This is a genomic window from Roseobacter sp. (assembly GCF_024639605.1).
Classification (GTDB): Bacteria; Pseudomonadota; Alphaproteobacteria; order Rhodobacterales; family Rhodobacteraceae; genus Roseobacter.
Genome location: NZ_JAHEHZ010000022.1, coordinates 15,142 through 31,910 on the forward strand (window position 1 = coordinate 15,142; position 16,769 = coordinate 31,910).

A 16,769-nucleotide genomic window follows, 5' to 3' on the forward strand; every position below is an offset into this window, starting at 1 on the left:
GCGTGCGTCTGATCCTGTGGATGGCTGTTGCGGCTTTTGTCGTGGACCAGCTCAGCAAATACCTCGTGATCCATGTGATGGAGCTTTGGCGGATCCGGTCGGTTGACATTCTGCCCCCGGTTCTGAATTTCCGCTATGGCGAAAACCGGGGCATCAATTTCGGGCTCTTCGGGGACGGGTCGGAAGCGAGCCGCTGGGTGCTGATCGGTCTTGCGATCTTGATCTGCGCGGGGGTACTGATCTGGGCGCGGCGTACGACGCTGCCGCGTATGGCGCAGGCGGGTGCGGGTCTGCTTGTTGGCGGTGCGCTTGCAAATGTGCTCGACCGGCTGCTTTATGGCTATGTGCTGGACTTCCTGAACATGTCCTGTTGCGGGTTCAACAACCCCTTTGTGTTTAACCTCGCTGATGTTTTCATTTTTGCCGGTGCGATCGCGCTGGTGTTCTTTGCGCCCGATCACAGGACCGCCTCCAAAAAAGGTCAGTGACATTTGCCGCCCGGCTGTCGTATCAAAAGCGGGAGGTTTAGGAGAGTACACATGCGCCGGATTATGGCTCTTGTTCTGATAGCGGGTAGTTTGAGTGCCTGTGCAAATACCGGTCTGCGCCAGCTGAGCCCCAGTTCTCGCGGCCCGGATGAGTTTCTGGTTGAGCCCAAAGCGGAGCTTCAGCAACCGGCAGATTATGCGTCGCTGCCGACGCCCACGCCCGGCCAGTCCAACCTGACGGACAACAATCCGGGGGCTGACGCTGTGCTGGCGCTCGGTGGCCGGCCCTCCAACCCGAACGCTGCCGTGCCTTCATCCGACGGCGCGCTGGTGACGGCGGCGTCGCGCTTTGGTGTAACACCGGGTATCCGGACCGAGCTTGCCCAGGCAGATGCAGAATTCCGCCGCAGGCAGTCCCGTTTCACCCAGTACCGGATTTTTCCGGAAGACCGGTATAACCGCGCTTACAGCCGCCAGACGCTCGATGCCGAAGAAACAGCACGGCGCTGGCGCCAGGCCGGTGCACGGACGCCAAGCTTTCCGCCCTACAACTGATCCGGGCTGTGGCTTTACCTCACATTCGTGCGCGGATCACTTGAACCGCAGCTTTTCCGGCGTAGGTATCGGTGAGCCGAAACACCGAATTCATCCGGGAGCCTGATGATGATGTTGAGACAAATAGCACTTGTCGCTGTGGCCGTAACGGCGCCGCTGCTGGCCCGGGCGGACAATGAGGCCGTCACCACCTTTGCGCTTGATAACGGAATGCAGGTGGTCGTCGTCGAAGACCACCGCGCGCCCGTTGTGCAGCACATGGTCTGGTACCGGGCCGGGTCTGCGGATGAGCCGCCGGGGTCTTCGGGTGTCGCGCATTTTCTCGAACATCTGCTTTTCAAAGCCACGGATGATCTGGAGGCCGGAGAGTTGTCGTCCACGGTTGCGCGCAATGGCGGGCGGGACAATGCCTTTACCTCATATGATTATACGGCGTATTTCCAGCGCGTCGCCGCTGACCGCCTGGAACTGATGATGCGCATGGAATCAGACCGGATGCGCAATATACGCCTGACCGAAGAGAACATCGCCACCGAGCGCGACGTCATCATCGAAGAGCGCAACCAGCGCACAGAAAACAACCCGGGTGCCTTGTTCGGGGAACAGATTTCGGCCGCGCAGTATCTCAATCATCGCTATGGTGCGCCGATCATCGGCTGGATGCACGAGATGGAATCGCTGGATATGGAAGATGCGCTGACCTTCTATGATATCTATTATTCGCCCAATAATGCCATTCTGGTAGTCTCCGGCGATGTAACCCCGGAAGAGGTGCGTTCTCTGGCCGAGACCTATTACGGTGTCATCCCTGCCAACCCGGCGCTGCCGGAACGTGTCCGCTCACAGGAGCCGCCGCAAACTGCCGCGCGGCGTCTGGTCTTCGAGGACGCACGTGTGGCGCAGCCCTATGTGCGCCGGTCCTACCTTGCACCCGAACGGGACCCCGGGGACCAGGAGCGGGCCGCCGCGCTGACCATTCTGGCGGAGATACTGGGCGGCGGTACGACCTCCTTTATGGCCGAAGAGCTGCAGTTCAATAGCAAGATCGCGACCTATACGGCGGCCTTTTACCGGGGAGTATCGCTGGATGATACGACCCTTAATGTGATCGTTGTGCCGCAGGAGGGCGTTAGTCTTCAGGAAGCGGAAGATGCTATGGATGCGACACTCGCAAAGTTCCTGGCGGAGGGGGTCGACCCTGAGCAGCTTGCACGTATCAAACTGCAGATCCGGGCCGATCAGATTTATGCCCGGGACGATGTGGACCGCATCGCCAACCGGTACGGACAGGCGCTATCGTCGGGTCTGACGGTTGAGGACGTACAGGCCTGGCCTGACATTCTGGAAGCGGTCACGGCCGAGGACATCATTGAAGCCGCACGCGACGTATTTGACCTCCGGGCATCTGTCACCGGCTGGCTTATGCGGGAGGAGGTTACACAATGATCCGTTTTGTTGTGATGTTCTGTGCGGCACTCTTTCTCGCGGTGCCGGCAGGTGCTGCGGTTGAGATCAAAGAAGTGGAGTCACCCGGCGGCCTCAAGGCATGGCTGGTGGAAGATCACTCCATCCCTTTTGCTGCGCTGGAGATCCGGTTTCGCGGTGGTGCTTCCCTCGATATGGCGGGCAAGCGCGGGGCCGTGAGCCTGATGACTTATCTGCTTGAAGAAGGGGCCGCGGACAAAGACGCCCGCGCCTTTGCGCGCGCGGCGGAAGAACTGGCGACAACGCTGAGTTTCGATATCGGCGACGATGCATTGTCAGTATCGGCACGTTTTCTGACCGAGAATCGTGATGCCTCCATTGCGCTGCTGCGATCAGCGCTGCTGGAGCCACGCTTTGACGAGGATGCGATTGAGCGGGTGCGGGGCCAGGTGATTTCGGGCATCCGGTCAGACGCGCAAGACCCCAATGACATCGCAGGGCGCACGATGGATCAGATTGCTTTCGGCGATCATCCCTATGCGACCTCTCCGGACGGGACGGTGGAAAGCGTAGCGGCGCTGACCCGGGATGATCTGATTGCGGCACACAGGGCGGTTCTGGCCCGTGATCGCATCTATATCGGTGCGGTGGGTGACATCACGGAAGAGGAACTCGCGGTGCTGATGGATACGCTGCTTGGTGATCTTCCGGAGACCGGCGCTCCGATGCCGGACCGTGCAGACGTCAGCATTCCGGGCGGTGTGACAGTGGTGCCCTTTGATACCCCGCAGTCGGTTGCGCTTTTCGGCCAGGCTGGCATTGCACAGGATGATCCGGATTATTTCACGGCCATCGTGCTCAACCAGGTGCTGGGCGGCGGATCGTTTGAAAGCCGGTTGATGACGGAAGTGCGCGAGAAACGCGGGCTGACCTATGGCGTCTATTCCTATCTGGCGCCTAAGGACCTGGCAGAGGTTTATTTCGGATCGGTCAGCTCAGCCAATGACCGCATCGCGGAAGCCATCGAGGTCATCAGGGACGAATGGCGCAAGGCGGCGACAGAAAGCGTCACGGCGGAGGAACTGGCGGATGCCAAGACCTATATGACCGGGGCCTATCCGCTGAGGTTTGACGGCAACGGGCCGATTGCGCGTATTATGGTTGGAATGCAGATGCTGGATCTTCCCGTAGATTACATCGCTACGCGCAATGACCGCGTGGAAGCGGTGACGCTCGAAGACGCAAAGCGCGTGGCCGGGGAACTCCTCGACCCGGACGGGCTGCATTTTGTGGTGGTGGGCCAGCCGGTCGGGCTTGAATCGACACCTGCAAACTGAGCCCCTTTTAAAAAGAGGCGCTGACGCGCCACGCCATGTCCCCGGCCCCTTGCGGGCCGGGTGCTGTCGCGCGGTGCCGGTCTTTCGTGGAGGAAAACCGTAGCACCTGGTGCGTCATTCGCCGTAGGGGACCCAGATGTTTTTGATCTCCGTCGCGGCTTCGAGGAATTCGTGGCCCTGACCTTCGGCACCGGACCAGTCGCGGGCACGGCCGTTGTTCACCCACGTTCGTTTGAGGTTAGAGGCTGAGGCTTTCTCGACAGTTTCAGACAGCGAGCCTGTGCCAAAGGACCAGACCGCATCGACATCCATATGACCGGCAAGCGGTTTTGCGAGGTCTGCCTGCGGTCCGGTCAGAATATTGACCACGCCGGAGGGTACGTCGGAGGTTTCAAGCACCTGTATAAAGTCAGTGGCGGCCAGCGGGAAAGGTTCGGAGGCGCTCAGGATGACGCGGTTGCCCATTGCGATTGCCGGTGCCATGCAGGAGATCAGTCCGAGCAGCGGCGCCTCAGACGGACAAAGAACGCCGATGACTCCGACCGGTTCTTTCATCGCCAGTGCGACGCCCCGGACAGGCACGCCGTGAACCTGGCCGTCGTATTTGTCGGCCCATGCAGCCCAGGTAAACAGCCTTCTGATGGTTGTGCTGACCTCTTCCCCGCCTGATTTACCGCCCTGCATGTCATTCAGTCTGCGGGCGAAGTCGTCGCTGCGGGCGGCGAGGTTTTCCGCGATGTAATAAAGAATTTGCGCCCGGAGATGGCCCGTGGTGCCTGACCAGCCTTTCGCTGCGTGAGCGGCTTCGACGGCGTTGCGGACATCTTTGCGAGCGGCCAGTGAGATATGGCCGAGCAGGGTTCCGGCCTTGCCAAAAACCGGGGCCGAATACCCCCCGTCAGGACGCGCCTGTTTGCCCCCGATGTAGAGCTTGGCGGTGCGGTCAACGGTGTCTCCGGTCGGACCGCTGCCCTCGAAAGGGGCGATGTCTTTGAGGGGTTTTTGTTTGCCCTTAGGGCGGGTGTAGGAGGCCAGTCCTTCCCAGCCGCCTTCCCGGCCAAAGCCGCTTTCGCGCACGCCGCCGAACCCGGCCGCCGCATCCATCATATTGGTGCCGTTTACCCAGACGATACCCGCAGCAAGCTTTGGCGCGATATCGAGCGCAAGATTGATATTTTCGCTCCAGACCGTCGCGGCCAGTCCGTAGCGGGTGTTATTGGCGATCGCGACGGCCTCGGCGGGCGTGCGGAAGGTGCAGGAGACCAGAACCGGCCCGAAAATCTCTTCCTGCATCAGCGTATCGGCGGGGTTGAGCCCGGTGATCAGCGTCGGTGGATAGAAACAGCCGTCGGCAGGGACCGGGCCTGTTGCCACATAGGTGTCGCCGGCCGTATTGCCCGCCACCAGCGAAGTGATTTTTCTGAGCTGCACCGGATCGACGATCGCACCGACGTCGATGCTTTTGTCGAGCGGGCTGCCCAGGCGCAGTTTGTCCATACGTGCACGCAGTTTGGCGTAAAAGGCATCGGCCACGGGCTCATGCACCAGCAGCCGGGAACCCGCACAGCAGACCTGGCCCTGATTGAACCAGATCGCATCCACCAGCCCCTCGACGGCTGAATCAAGATCGGCGTCGTCGAAAACGATGTAGGGAGATTTACCACCGAGTTCGAGTGTCAGCGCCTTGCCGCTTCCTGCGGTGGTCTCGCGTATTTTCCGGCCGACGGCGGTGGACCCTGTGAAAGCCACCTTGTCGATCCCGGCGGCCACGATCATTTCGCCTGTCTCACCATCGCCGGTGACGATATTCACAACGCCTTTCGGCAAGCCCGCCTCGCGGCAGATACCGGAAAAGAGCAGTGCCGTAAGCGGGGTGTATTCTGCAGGTTTCAGCACAACGGTATTGCCCGTCGCAAGCGCCGGCGCGATTTTCCATGCCAGCATGAGAAGCGGGAAATTCCATGGGATGACCTGGCCGCAGACACCGAGCGCGCGACGCTCAGGCAGCTCGTCTTCCATCAGCTGCGCCATACCGGCGTGAAAGTAAAAATGTCTCTGGGCCAGAGGAATATCGATGTCACGGCTTTCCCGGATCGGTTTGCCGTTATCCATCGTCTCCAGCACGGCAAAAAGCCTGCTGTGTTTTTGCAGAAGCCGGGCGAGCGCATAGAGCGCTTTTGCACGGGCGTGGCCGCCGGCCTTTTCCCAGCCCGGCTGCGCCCGACGGGCGGCGGCCACGGCGGCATCCACGTCTTTCTGAGTGCCCTGGCTTACGCGCGCCAGTACATCGCCCGTCGCCGGGTTGCTGGTCTCGAATGTTTTGCCGGGGCGGGTAAAGTCACCATCGATGAAGTGACCGAATTTGCCTTTGTGCGCGGCAATCCAGGCCAGCGCCTGATCCGGGCTTTCCGGGGCCGTGCCATAATCCATCGTTTCAAAGATCTCGGAGACGGTCATGTGCCGGTCCTTTCGCAGTATGGGTCAGCTTGTGGCGTGACGGTATCCGGCGGAGTAGTTGCCGGTGACGTGGTGTTCGAGCTGGCGTTCGATGTCGTTGAGCAGTGACGAGGCACCGAAACGGAAGAGGTCTGGCATGAGCCATCTGTCGCCAAGCTCCTCTTTCATCATCGCCTGATAGGTGATCGCGTCCTTCGCCTTTGAGATGCCGCCGGCGGGTTTATAGCCAACCCGGTATCCGGTACGTTCGAAATAGTCGCGGATGGCGCGGATCATCACCAGGGTCACGGGCAGGGTGGCGTTGACGCTCTCCTTACCGGTGGAGGTTTTGATAAAATCGGCACCTGCCATCATACAGACGACGGACGCGCGGGCGACATTGCGCAAAGAGCCAAGCTCTCCTGTGGCGAGGATGGCTTTGACATGGGCCTCGCCGCAGGCTGCCCGCATCTGCTGCATTTCTTCATAAAGTGCGACCCAGTTACCGGTCAGGACATGGCGGCGCGAAATAACGATGTCGATCTCTGCAGCGCCGGCTTTGACGCTTTCGCTGATCTCTGCCAGCCGCAGGTGCAGTGGCGAGAGGCCGGCGGGAAACCCGGTGCTGACAGCCGCCACCGGGATGCCGCTGCCATCGAGAGCGCGCACGGCTGCGGGGATCATCTCGTGATAGACACAGACCGCCCCTGTCGTAATCGGTGGCATACCAAGTGCATCGAGCAGGTTTTGCGACACCGGGTGGCGCGCTTTGGCGCACAGGCGTTCAACGCGGCGTTCGGTGTCGTCGCCTGACAGCGTGGTCAGATCAATACAGGTTATCGCCCGCAACAGCCAGGCGGCCTGATGGTCCTTTTTCACCGACCGGCGGGCAGGCAACTGTGCCGCGCGACGCTCAATAGCCGAGGTATTTGCCTGCATCCCGCGGATCCAGTCCATATCAAGCGGCATCCCCGGATTTCGGGCGTCAGCCACCTGGGGCAGCTGATAGCGGGCTGTGCCGGTCGTGTGTTCTGTGCTTTGGCTGAGCATGAGCAAATCCCCGTTGGCGGTGCAGGGCAAAGTCGCATGACAACCGGGTCTTGGCAATAAGCCGGACCGGTTGTCACCCGGCGTCACAGGCATGATTCTCACCCGTATGAGCGCATGGTGACAAAGGTGAAAACGGCCGCTTTTGCCTCAAAAAGGGCATTCCGGCCCCGTCAGGCGCGAATCCGCCTGTTGTTTTTGCGAATTATTCGCATTTTCATTGACCTTTTGCGAATGGCTCTCATATTCAATTACATGAGTGACTTCAGGAAACTCCGGATGACACAAGCGCATTCACTTCAGACCCTGACCCGGCGCGGTCTGCTTGGCGGCACTGCGGGCGCGCTCGCTCTGATGGTGACCGCTCCGGTTCTGCGGGCCGCAGCACCGCTGAATATAGTGGCCACTACGGGTATGATTGCCGATACGGCACAGCGCATCGGTGGTGACCTCGTGGCGGTGCGCGGGCTGATGGGCCCGGGCGTTGATCCGCATGGATACCGCCAGACGCGCAGTGATATCGTTGCCATGACGCGCGCGGATGCAGTGCTCTGGCACGGGCTTTACCTCGAAGCGCAGATGGAGAGCTTCCTCACGGATCTGTCCCGAAAGGTGCCGGTTTTTGCCGTTGCCGAAGCCGTGCCCGGGGAAAAACTGCTGAGCCATGCCGACTATGACGGGCGCTATGATCCGCATGTCTGGATGGACCCGCTGCTCTGGCAGGACGTCATCCGCGAAATCACCAGGGTGCTGTCCTCGCTTCAGCCTGAGAACGCGGATGTGTTTGTGCGAAATGAGGCGGGATTTCTGGCGGAACTGGATGCGCTGAGCGCCTACGCGGTCACACATTTGTCCGCAGTCCCGCAGGAAAAACGCGTCCTGATCACGGCACATGATGCTTTTGGTTATTTTGGCGCGGCCTACGGGTTCGAGGTCGTGGGCATTCAGGGCATCTCGACCGACAGCGAAGCGGGTCTGAACCGCATATCTGAGCTGGTCAGCTTTCTGGTCACGCGCGGCATTGGTGCCGTGTTTGTTGAAACCTCAGTCTCTGACCGCAATATCCGCGCGCTTATCGAAGGTGCGGCGGCACAGGGCCATGATGTGTCTGTCGCAGGCGCCCTTTTCAGCGATGCGATGGGCCAGGAAGGCACCTATGAAGGGACTTACCCCGGCATGATCGACCACAATGTAACGACAATTGCAGCCGCACTCGGAGCAGAGGTGCCCCTTCGCGGGCGGCTTGGTAAACTGGCGGCAGGAAGCTGATATGAGCCTTCACCTCGCAACACGAAACGGAACACCGGCCACATCGGATGTGCAGCGCAAAAGCCCGCTGGCGATCCGAGGCCTGACGGTTTCCTACGGTCAGAAGCCGGCCGTTTTCTCCGTTGATATGACGGTCGTGCGCGGCTCCATGACGGCCATTATCGGCCCCAACGGCGCGGGCAAATCGACCCTGCTCAAGGCAGCTCTTGGCATTCTGAAACCACTGGCGGGCATGACCACGGTCTTCGGCGACCCGGTCAGTGGCGCGCGTGACCGGATTGCTTATGTGCCGCAACGTGCCTCTGTCGACTGGGATTTTCCGACGCGGGTCATTGATGTGGTGCTGATGGGGCTTTATCCGAAACTCGGCCTTCTGGGACGGGTACGCAAAACCCACCGCGAGCAGGCGATGGCCTGCCTGGAACGTGTCGGTATGCAGGATTTTGCCTCGCGTCAGATCGGGCAGCTTTCGGGCGGCCAGCAGCAGCGGGTGTTTCTGGCACGTGCTCTGGTTCAGGATGCTGATCTCTATCTGCTGGATGAGCCTTTTGCCGGTGTGGATGCGGCCACCGAGAAAGCCATTATCATCGTGCTGAAGTCATTGCGGGACGCAGGCAAAACCGTTGTCGCAGTGCATCACGATCTGAGCACCGTGACCGAATATTTCGATCATGTCTTTATGATCAACACGCGGCGGATTGCGGAAGGGACGGTCGAAGATGCTTTCACCTCCGAAAACCTGCAACACACCTATGGCGGGCGTCTTGGCGTTGCACAGACCGAGCAACTGAGCGGGACGCTCGGCTGAGCCATGATCACCGACGCGCTGCTGCTGCAACTGGGGTACAATGCGAGCCTGGTGACGCTGGGCGCGATTCTTCTGGGAATGGCGGCGGGCGTGGGCGGGACGTTTCTTTTCCTGCGCAAACGCGCCCTTGTAAGCGATGCGATTTCGCATGCAACGCTGCCCGGTGTGGCGCTGGCATTTATCGTAATGGTGGGTCTGGGGGGCGACGGGCGCAGCCTTGTCGGTCTGCTGGCCGGGGCTGCGGGGTCTGCCGCACTTGGCCTGCTGATCGTCTCCTGGCTCAGCACCCGGACACGGCTTGCAGAGGATGCTGCAATCGGGGCGGTTCTGTCGGTATTTTTCGGGCTCGGCGTGGTGCTGCTGACCGTGATCCAGAGCATGCGTTCTGGCCAGCAGGCGGGCCTCGAAGGGTTTTTGCTGGGCTCCACCGCCGGTATGCTGCGTTCTGACGCGGTGATTATTGCGGTGTCTGCCGCTCTGACGCTGGCGCTTGTTTTGCTGCTGCGCCGCCCGCTGACGCTTGCGTCTTTTGACCCGGGGTTTGCCACGGCAACCGGTCAGAACACGGCGCGTACGGATCTTGCGATGATGGGCATCGTGCTTGCGGTAACAGTGGTCGGGCTCAAGATAGTGGGGCTTATTCTGATCGTCGCGTTGCTGATCATCCCACCTGTGACGGCCCGGTTCTGGACCGAGCGCACTGACCGGGTGGTGCTGATTTCCGGCCTTCTGGGCGGGCTTTCTGCTTATATCGGCGCTGCTCTTTCGGCGGCCCTTCCCGATCTGCCCACCGGCCCGATTATCGTGCTGGTGGGCTTTGCGATTTTCATGATCTCTCTGATCCTCGCCCCCCGTCGCGGGGTACTGGCGGCATGGGTACACCACCGCGCCTTTCAGAAAAGCGTGCATCTGCGGCAGGGTCTTCTGGCGCTGGCGCAGGGGCAACCGATCTATGAGCCGTTGACTCTGCGCCTGTTGCGGCGCGAAGGCTGGGCGCTGCCGGACGGTGTCGCAACAGACGAGGGCCGGGGGCGCGCTGCGCGGGCATTGCTGGATGAGACCCGCTGGCAGATTATCCGCCGCGATCCTTCCTTTGAGGCTGCGGCCGCGCATTACGACGGTCTGACCCCGATTGAACGCGTACTGACCCCGGATCAGATCGCCGAGGTCGATACGCGGTTGCCATCAGCGCGCATGGTTGCCCCATGATCGGCGCCGAATTCGTCTCGCTCTCGCTGCCGCCGGTGATCATCGGTATCTGTGTGGCCGTGGCCTGTGCCCTGCCAGGTAATTTTCTGGTGCTGCGGCGCCAGGCGCTGATAGGCGACGCGATCAGCCATGTGGTTCTGCCAGGGATCGTTGTCGCCTTTTTGCTGACCGGGGCTGTTTCGACCTGGCCCATGCTCCTGGGGGCGGCAGGTGCAGCGGTGCTGGCCGTTGCTGCAATTGAGACCATCCGCCGTCTGGGACGCATTGAGCCCGGTGCGGCCATGGGTGTTGTTTTTACGACGATGTTTGCAGGCGGGGTGTTGCTGCTTGAGCAGTCCGATACCTCCTCTGTGCATCTCGATGTGGAACACGCGCTTTACGGTAACCTTGAAAGCCTGATCTGGCTGGATGCCAGTGGCTGGGGTTCACTGCTCGACCCCGTTGCTCTGGCCGGGCTGCCGGTGGAGCTTTTGCGCATGGCCGCGACACTTGCCGGTGTGATCCTCTTTATATTTATATTCTGGCGACCGCTGAAGATCTCGACGTTCGACGAAGGGTTCGCGCAGACCATGGGCATGAAGACCGGTGCTCTGGGTCTCGCGCTTGTAATCGTTTCCGCCATCGCAGCGGTTGCGGCCTTTGATGCGGTAGGCAGCATCATAGTGATTGCCATGTTCATCTGTCCGCCGGCCGCGGCCCGGATGATGACGAACCGCCTTGAACGGCAGGTGGCCTGGTCGGTGCTTTTTGCGGTGAGTGCGGCCATCGCGGGCTACGTGATAGCGGGTTACGGCCCGGTCTGGATGGGCTTTGCCGCCTCTGTTTCGGCAGCAGGCATGATTGCAACACTCTCGGGCGTGATCCTTGGCCTTGCCGCAGCTTTGGGCCCGCACCGCAAGCGCGGGAGCCCGGCCTAGCTGCCGCGATAGGTCGAATACCCGAAAGGCGACAAAAGCAGCGGCACATGGTAGTGGCTGTCAGGGTCCGAAATGCCGAACCGGATCGGTATTTCCGCCAGAAAGCGCGGCGCCTCCGGCGGCACACCGCAATCGTCAAGATAACCTTGCGCATCAAAGACCAGCTCATAGGTTCCGGTTTCAAACGCATCTGGTGGCAGGATCGGGCTGTCCGTGCGGCCATCAGCATTCGTTACGGCACGGGCGATCTGCGTACGCACATCACCGCTCAGCCGGTAGAGCGTGATGCCGAGCCCCGCTGCCGGGCAACCCCTGCCTGTGTCGAGTACATGCGTTGTCAGATATCCGTCGGGCATGATGCGCTTTCTGTAAAATGTCCTCAGGACAGCCTGCCTGCGCCAGATACGAATTGCAACGCGCGTCCGGTGGGTATTGAATGGGCGACGGCTCAGGCAGGAGAGATTGGTGAACCGCTACCCGAGAGATTTCAGAGGCTATGGCGCAACGCCCCCTGATGCTGCCTGGCCGAACGGCGCGCGGATCGCCGTTCAGTTTGTGCTGAACTACGAAGAGGGCGGCGAAAATAATGTGCTGCACGGAGATGCCGCTTCCGAGGCGTTCCTGACGGAAATCGTCGGCGCACAACCCTGGCCGGGGCAGCGGCACTGGAACATGGAATCGGTCTATGAATACGGCGCGCGGGCGGGGTTCTGGCGGTTGCACCGGCTCTTTACCGGTGCTCGTATTCCGCTGACCATATACGGGGTCGCCACAGCGCTGGCGCGCGCCCCTGAGCAGGTCGAAGCGATGCAGCAGGCGGGCTGGGAAATCGCCAGTCACGGTCTGAAATGGATCGACTACAAAGACCACAGCGAGGCCGACGAGCGTGCCGATATGATGGAAGCGATCCGCCTGCACCGGGAGGTCACGGGCGACGGTCCGCGGGGCTGGTACACGGGCCGTTGTTCGGTGAATACCGTATCGATGGCGGCTGCGACCGGTCAGTTTGATTACATCTCGGACACCTATGACGACGATCTGCCCTACTGGATCCGCGCGGGCAAACGCGACCAGCTGATTATCCCCTACACGCTTGATTGCAACGACATGCGTTTTGCCACGCCTCAGGGATTCAATTCCGGCGATCAGTTCTTTACGTATCTGCGCGATACTTTTGATGCGCTCTATGCCGAAGGCGCAGAGGGCGCGGCAAAAATGATGTCCGTGGGCCTGCATTGCAGGCTGATCGGGCGACCGGGCCGGGTGCAGTCGCTGCGCAGGTTCATTGAATACATTCAGGGATTTGAGGGTGTCTGGTGCCCGCGACGAATCGATATTGCGGACCATTGGGCCCGGCATCATCCGCCCGTCCGCCTGACCCGCCCGTCGCAGATGCCGAAGGCTGACTTTATCGCGGCCTGGGGCGGCATCTTTGAGCACTCCGAATGGATTGCTGAGCGGGCTTTTGACACTGAGCTTGGCCCGGCCCATGACAGCGCCGCAGGCCTGCATTCAGCGCTGGCGCGGGTGTTCCGCAGTGCAAGCGTGAAAGAGCGCATGGCCGTGCTGAAAGCGCATCCGGATCTGGCTGGTAAACTCGCGGCAGCAAAGCGCCTGACAGAAGACAGCACAGCAGAACAGGCCAGCGCAGGGCTTGATGCGCTGACCGATGCCGAGCGGGAAACCTTTGAGACACTGAACAGTGAATATGTGAAAAAGCACGGGTTTCCTTTCATCATTGCGGTCCGCGATCACGATAAAGACGGTATTCTGCGCGCCTTCAGACGCCGCGTCGGTCAGGAGACAGATGACGAATTCACTGAGGCCTGTCGTCAGGTCGAGCGCATTGCGCGGCTTCGGCTGGAGGCGGTTCTGTGAGCTATGCTTTTCCGCCCGGGGGCCTGCCTGACCAGTCGCAAAACCCTGAAGGCACTGCTGTTTTCACCGAGGCCTACGCCGTCCTCCCGGCGATCACCCAGCGCGATATCGTCACCAGTTTCCTGCCGGGCTGGCAGAATACGCGTGTGTGGATCCTCGCCCGCCCCCTGACCGGGTTTGCCGAAACCTTCTCGCAATATGCGGTTGAGGTCGAACCCGAAGGCGGCAGTGCCACGCCGGAACCTGACGTGCACGCTCAGGCGGTGATTTTTGTGGCCAGCGGGACGGCACGGCTCACGCTCGGGCAGGATTTCTACGATCTGCGGCCGGGCAGCTATGTGTACATCCCGCCGAGCGCTGTCTGGACGTTCTGGAACACCAGCGACGAGCCGTGCCGGTTTCACTGGATCCGCAAACGCTATGAGCCGGGCGAGGGCACCAGTGTCCCGGATGCGCTGGTAACCCATGAAACCGACGTGCCGGCGATTTCCATGCCCGGCTGCAACGGTGCCTGGGCGACCCAGCGGTTTCTCGAACCTCTTGATCTGGATTATGATTTCCACGTGAATATCGTGAACTTTCAGCCCGGCGGGCGCATCCCCTTTGCTGAGACCCATGTGATGGAACACGGGCTTTATGTGTTGCAGGGCACGGCGGACTATCTGCTCAACAAAGACTGGGTTTCGGTGGGTCCTGGTGATTTCATATGGCTGCGCGCCTTCTGTCCTCAGGCCTGCATCGCGACCGGGGAAGAGCCGTTTCGCTACCTGCTCTACAAGGACGTGAACCGTCACGCAAAATTATGACCAGCGAGATCACCTGCCAGCCTCTGACTGCCGCGGCCTTTTCCCCGTTCGGCGATGTTCTCGACTGTTCGGGTGATCCCGACCGGATGATTAACGCCGGTCTTTGCGGGCGCTATCACGATCGCGCACAGCTTGATTTCGGGGAGGGCGGCCGCGCGGGCATCAGCCTGTTTCACGCGGAGCCCCGCAGTCTGCCTTATGAGTTTGATCTGCTGGAACGTCACCCGGAGGGCAGCCAGGCCTTCATTCCGATGACCGGGAATCCGTTTCTGGTTATTGTCGCTCCTGATGCCGGCGGACGACCCGGCCCCCCGCAGGCCTTTCTGACGGCCCCCCACCAGGGCATCAATTTTCACGCGGGCACCTGGCACGGTGTTCTGACACCGCTTTCAGCGCCCGGAATATTTGCAGTCGTCGACCGCATTGGCGAAACCGCCAACCTCGAAGAGGATTTCCTTGATCCGCCCTGCCGGGTGGTTTCATAACAAAACAAAGGCCGGAGCATACCGGCGCACATAACGACCGGGACAGAATATGACAGATACAACCATCAGCACCTGGAGTGATCCGGATCAGACGCCGCCGCTTTCACAGGCCGTGCCCCTGGGGCTGCAACATGTGCTGGCGATGTTCGCCTCAAATGTAACCCCTTCAATAATCGTGGCGGGGGCTGCGGGCCTTGCCTTTGGCGGACCCGAACAGGTTTATCTCATTCAGATGGCAATGCTCTTTGCAGGGGTTGCCACGCTTTTTCAGACCGTGGGCCTTGGCCCAATAGGTGCACGTCTGCCGATTATGCAAGGTACAAGCTTTGCTTTCGTCGGTGTGCTGGCAGGTGTGGCAGCCACCCAGGGCCTCAGCGTAGCGCTCAGCGCCTGCATTATCGGTGGCGTGCTGCACTTTATTCTGGGCGGCTTCATCCGGCATCTGCGCTGGCTCTTTCCGCCTTTGGTGACCGGCCTCGTGATCCTTGCCATCGGCCTGTATCTGATCCCGGTTGCGATTAAATACGCAGCAGGCGGCGCGGCATCGTTCCAGATGGAAGCTGAAAGCTTCGGGTCGCTGAAACACTGGTCGGTTGCACTTTGCGTGGTCATCGTTGCGCTGGTCCTCAAGTTCTTCACCAAAGGCACACTGTCAAATGCGGCCATCCTTGTAGGTCTCGTTGCAGGCTATATCCTCGCATTTGTGCTGGGGATGGTGAATTTCGGGGCCGTGGGCAATGCCGCATGGTTCACGGCGATTACCCCGCTGCCCTACGGGTTTGAGTTCTCTCCCGGTGCCGTTATTGCCGTGACGCTGGTTTCAGTCGTTTCAGCTATCGAGACTGTCGGAGACACCTCCGCCACCACCAAGGCCGGTGCAGGACGCGAGGCTACCGATGCAGAAATCTCAGGCGCCACCTATGCCGACGGGCTTGGCACAGCCATCGCGGGCGTCTTCGGAGGCCTGCCGAACACCTCGTTCAGCCAGAACGTCGGCATCGTCGGCATGACGGGCATCATGAGCCGCCATGTGGTGACAATCGGGGCGCTTGTCCTGATCCTCTGCGGTCTGGTGCCCAAGATCGGCGCTGTGATCGCTTCCATGCCTCTGCCGGTGCTCGGCGGCGGGGTGATTGTTATGTTTGGTATGGTTGCCGCTGCCGGTCTGAATGTGCTCAGCGAGGTGAACATGAACCGGCGGAATATGGTTATCATCGCCGTGTCGCTGGCGGCCGGCCTTGGTCTCAATCTGGTGCCCACAGCCGTGCAATACCTGCCGGGTGTTGTCAAAACGCTTGCGACGTCTGCTGTAGCGCCAACAGCCCTCGTGGCTGTCATTCTCAATCAGGCACTGCCCGAAGAAATCTGACGGTCCGGAGGCGTGAGGCGAAAAATACTTCCGCCGGAGGCTCCCGGCCCTGCCGGCAGCATGCTAGAGGAGTGACAGAGCGCCGCCTGACTGCAAGGAGAGCAGCACATGTATGACCTTGCCGCAATGGCTGCCTGGATCGAATTCGGGGTCCGCTGGCTGCATGTGATTACTGCCATTGCCTGGATCGGATCGTCTTTTTATTTCATCGCGCTGGATCTGGGGCTGCACCGCGACCGCAATCTCGCGTCTGGTGCTGACGGCGAGGAATGGCAGGTCCACGGCGGTGGTTTTTACCACATCCAGAAATATCTGGTTGCCCCCGATAACATGCCTGACGGGCTGATCTGGCATAAATGGCAGAGCTACTGGACATGGATCAGCGGCTTTATCCTTCTGGTGCTGGTCTATTATCTCGGGGCGGAATTCTACCTTATTGATCCGGCCGTTCTGGATATCGGTACTTCGCAGGCAATCGTGATATCACTGGCCTCTCTGGCCTTTGGCTGGATTGTCTACACGACGCTCTGCAGGGTCTTTGTGGATGCCAACCAGACAACGCTTATGCTGGCGCTGTTTGCGGTGCTCGTGGGTATGTCATGGTTTTACACGCAGGTCTTCACCGGGCGCGCGGCCATGCTGCATCTGGGGGCTTTTACGGCCACCATCATGAGCGCCAATGTTTTTATGGTGATCATCCCGAACCAGAAAATCGTGGTCGATGATCTGATCAACGGGCG

Annotated in this window: 16 protein-coding genes; 13 read left to right on the forward strand and 3 right to left on the reverse strand. The window is 60.6% G+C overall.

Features of this window, described 5'->3' with window-relative positions:
• Positions 1–20: 20 nt before the first annotated feature.
• The 4 genes from lspA (at position 21) to Q0M35_RS04895 (ending at position 3,805) form a co-directional block, all read left to right on the forward strand.
• Entirely contained in the window at positions 21–488 is a 468-nt protein-coding gene (gene lspA / locus Q0M35_RS04880) for a signal peptidase II (protein ID WP_295313110.1), read from the forward strand.
• Between the two features lie 51 nt (positions 489–539).
• The gene (locus Q0M35_RS04885) at positions 540–1,043 is read left to right on the forward strand and encodes a DUF3035 domain-containing protein (protein ID WP_295313096.1); all 504 of its coding nucleotides are present in this window, start codon (positions 540–542) and stop codon (positions 1,041–1,043) included.
• A gap of 111 nt (positions 1,044–1,154) precedes the next feature.
• Positions 1,155–2,489 carry a pitrilysin family protein gene (locus Q0M35_RS04890; RefSeq protein ID WP_295313111.1) on the forward strand — a complete coding sequence of 445 codons (1,335 nt, stop codon included), beginning with the start codon at positions 1,155–1,157 and terminating at the stop codon, positions 2,487–2,489.
• Complete coding sequence (locus tag Q0M35_RS04895) at positions 2,486–3,805, forward strand: pitrilysin family protein (protein WP_295313097.1); 1,320 nt, start codon at positions 2,486–2,488, stop codon at positions 3,803–3,805. The genes Q0M35_RS04890 and Q0M35_RS04895 overlap by 4 nt, the downstream gene beginning before the upstream one ends.
• A gap of 114 nt (positions 3,806–3,919) precedes the next feature.
• Here Q0M35_RS04895 and Q0M35_RS04900 read toward each other — a convergent pair whose 3' ends face one another.
• Positions 3,920–6,262: an aldehyde dehydrogenase family protein gene (locus tag Q0M35_RS04900; RefSeq protein ID WP_295313098.1), complete on the reverse strand. Its 2,343-nt coding sequence runs from the start codon at positions 6,260–6,262 to the stop codon at positions 3,920–3,922.
• 24 nt (positions 6,263–6,286) lie between these two features.
• Positions 6,287–7,291, reverse strand: a complete 1,005-nt coding sequence (gene deoC, locus Q0M35_RS04905; protein WP_295313099.1) for a deoxyribose-phosphate aldolase — start codon at positions 7,289–7,291, stop codon at positions 6,287–6,289.
• 351 nt (positions 7,292–7,642) lie between these two features.
• On the opposite strand from deoC, the gene Q0M35_RS04910 reads away from it, so the two are divergent.
• From Q0M35_RS04910 to Q0M35_RS04925, 4 genes are read left to right on the forward strand one after another with little or no spacing between them, the layout of a single operon-like run.
• A complete protein-coding gene (locus Q0M35_RS04910) occupies positions 7,643–8,557 on the forward strand; it encodes a zinc ABC transporter substrate-binding protein (RefSeq protein WP_295313112.1) in 915 nt (304 codons plus the stop codon).
• A 1-nt stretch (position 8,558) separates the two neighbouring features.
• Entirely contained in the window at positions 8,559–9,365 is an 807-nt protein-coding gene (locus Q0M35_RS04915; RefSeq protein WP_295313100.1) for a metal ABC transporter ATP-binding protein, read from the forward strand.
• Between the two features lie 3 nt (positions 9,366–9,368).
• The gene (locus Q0M35_RS04920; protein ID WP_295313101.1) at positions 9,369–10,574 is read left to right on the forward strand and encodes a metal ABC transporter permease; all 1,206 of its coding nucleotides are present in this window, start codon (positions 9,369–9,371) and stop codon (positions 10,572–10,574) included.
• Positions 10,571–11,491, forward strand: a complete 921-nt coding sequence (locus tag Q0M35_RS04925; protein ID WP_295313102.1) for a metal ABC transporter permease — start codon at positions 10,571–10,573, stop codon at positions 11,489–11,491. Before Q0M35_RS04920 ends, Q0M35_RS04925 begins: the two co-directional genes overlap by 4 nt.
• Here the strand turns inward: Q0M35_RS04925 and uraH are convergent.
• On the reverse strand, positions 11,488–11,847 hold the full coding sequence (uraH, locus tag Q0M35_RS04930) for a hydroxyisourate hydrolase (RefSeq protein WP_295313103.1): 360 nt from the start codon (positions 11,845–11,847) through the stop codon (positions 11,488–11,490). The two genes, Q0M35_RS04925 and uraH, sit on opposite strands and share 4 nt — an antisense overlap.
• A 109-nt stretch (positions 11,848–11,956) precedes the next feature.
• Here uraH and puuE point away from each other — a divergent pair, with 109 nt between their 5' ends.
• The 5 genes from puuE to Q0M35_RS04955 form a co-directional block, all read left to right on the forward strand.
• Complete coding sequence (gene puuE, locus Q0M35_RS04935; RefSeq protein ID WP_295313104.1) at positions 11,957–13,369, forward strand: allantoinase PuuE; 1,413 nt, start codon at positions 11,957–11,959, stop codon at positions 13,367–13,369.
• Complete coding sequence (locus Q0M35_RS04940) at positions 13,366–14,175, forward strand: bifunctional allantoicase/(S)-ureidoglycine aminohydrolase (RefSeq protein ID WP_295313105.1); 810 nt, start codon at positions 13,366–13,368, stop codon at positions 14,173–14,175. Before puuE ends, Q0M35_RS04940 begins: the two co-directional genes overlap by 4 nt.
• Positions 14,172–14,660 carry an ureidoglycolate lyase gene (locus Q0M35_RS04945; RefSeq protein ID WP_295313106.1) on the forward strand — a complete coding sequence of 163 codons (489 nt, stop codon included), beginning with the start codon at positions 14,172–14,174 and terminating at the stop codon, positions 14,658–14,660. The genes Q0M35_RS04940 and Q0M35_RS04945 overlap by 4 nt, the downstream gene beginning before the upstream one ends.
• A gap of 49 nt (positions 14,661–14,709) precedes the next feature.
• Positions 14,710–16,029 (forward strand): nucleobase:cation symporter-2 family protein, encoded by a 1,320-nt coding sequence (locus tag Q0M35_RS04950; RefSeq protein WP_295313107.1) that lies wholly within the window; start codon positions 14,710–14,712, stop codon positions 16,027–16,029.
• 108 nt (positions 16,030–16,137) lie between these two features.
• A partial coding sequence (locus Q0M35_RS04955; RefSeq protein ID WP_295313108.1) for a urate hydroxylase PuuD occupies positions 16,138–16,769 on the forward strand: 632 nt, incomplete at its 3' end.

What these genes read in the sequence shown, in the direction of transcription:
- lspA (WP_295313110.1), top strand. Translation starts at nt 21, where the DNA reads ATGGCTGTTGCGGCTTTTGTCGTGGACCAGCTCAGCAAATACCTCGTG.
- Q0M35_RS04885 (WP_295313096.1), top strand. Translation starts at nt 540, where the DNA reads ATGCGCCGGATTATGGCTCTTGTTCTGATAGCGGGTAGTTTGAGTGCC.
- Q0M35_RS04890 (WP_295313111.1), top strand. Translation starts at nt 1,155, where the DNA reads ATGTTGAGACAAATAGCACTTGTCGCTGTGGCCGTAACGGCGCCGCTG.
- Q0M35_RS04895 (WP_295313097.1), top strand. Translation starts at nt 2,486, where the DNA reads ATGATCCGTTTTGTTGTGATGTTCTGTGCGGCACTCTTTCTCGCGGTG.
- Q0M35_RS04900 (WP_295313098.1), bottom strand. Translation starts at nt 6,262, where the DNA reads ATGACCGTCTCCGAGATCTTTGAAACGATGGATTATGGCACGGCCCCG.
- deoC (WP_295313099.1), bottom strand. Translation starts at nt 7,291, where the DNA reads ATGCTCAGCCAAAGCACAGAACACACGACCGGCACAGCCCGCTATCAG.
- Q0M35_RS04910 (WP_295313112.1), top strand. Translation starts at nt 7,643, where the DNA reads ATGGTGACCGCTCCGGTTCTGCGGGCCGCAGCACCGCTGAATATAGTG.
- Q0M35_RS04915 (WP_295313100.1), top strand. Translation starts at nt 8,559, where the DNA reads ATGAGCCTTCACCTCGCAACACGAAACGGAACACCGGCCACATCGGAT.
- Q0M35_RS04920 (WP_295313101.1), top strand. Translation starts at nt 9,369, where the DNA reads ATGATCACCGACGCGCTGCTGCTGCAACTGGGGTACAATGCGAGCCTG.
- Q0M35_RS04925 (WP_295313102.1), top strand. Translation starts at nt 10,571, where the DNA reads ATGATCGGCGCCGAATTCGTCTCGCTCTCGCTGCCGCCGGTGATCATC.
- uraH (WP_295313103.1), bottom strand. Translation starts at nt 11,847, where the DNA reads ATGCCCGACGGATATCTGACAACGCATGTACTCGACACAGGCAGGGGT.
- Q0M35_RS04945 (WP_295313106.1), top strand. Translation starts at nt 14,172, where the DNA reads ATGACCAGCGAGATCACCTGCCAGCCTCTGACTGCCGCGGCCTTTTCC.
- Q0M35_RS04950 (WP_295313107.1), top strand. Translation starts at nt 14,710, where the DNA reads ATGACAGATACAACCATCAGCACCTGGAGTGATCCGGATCAGACGCCG.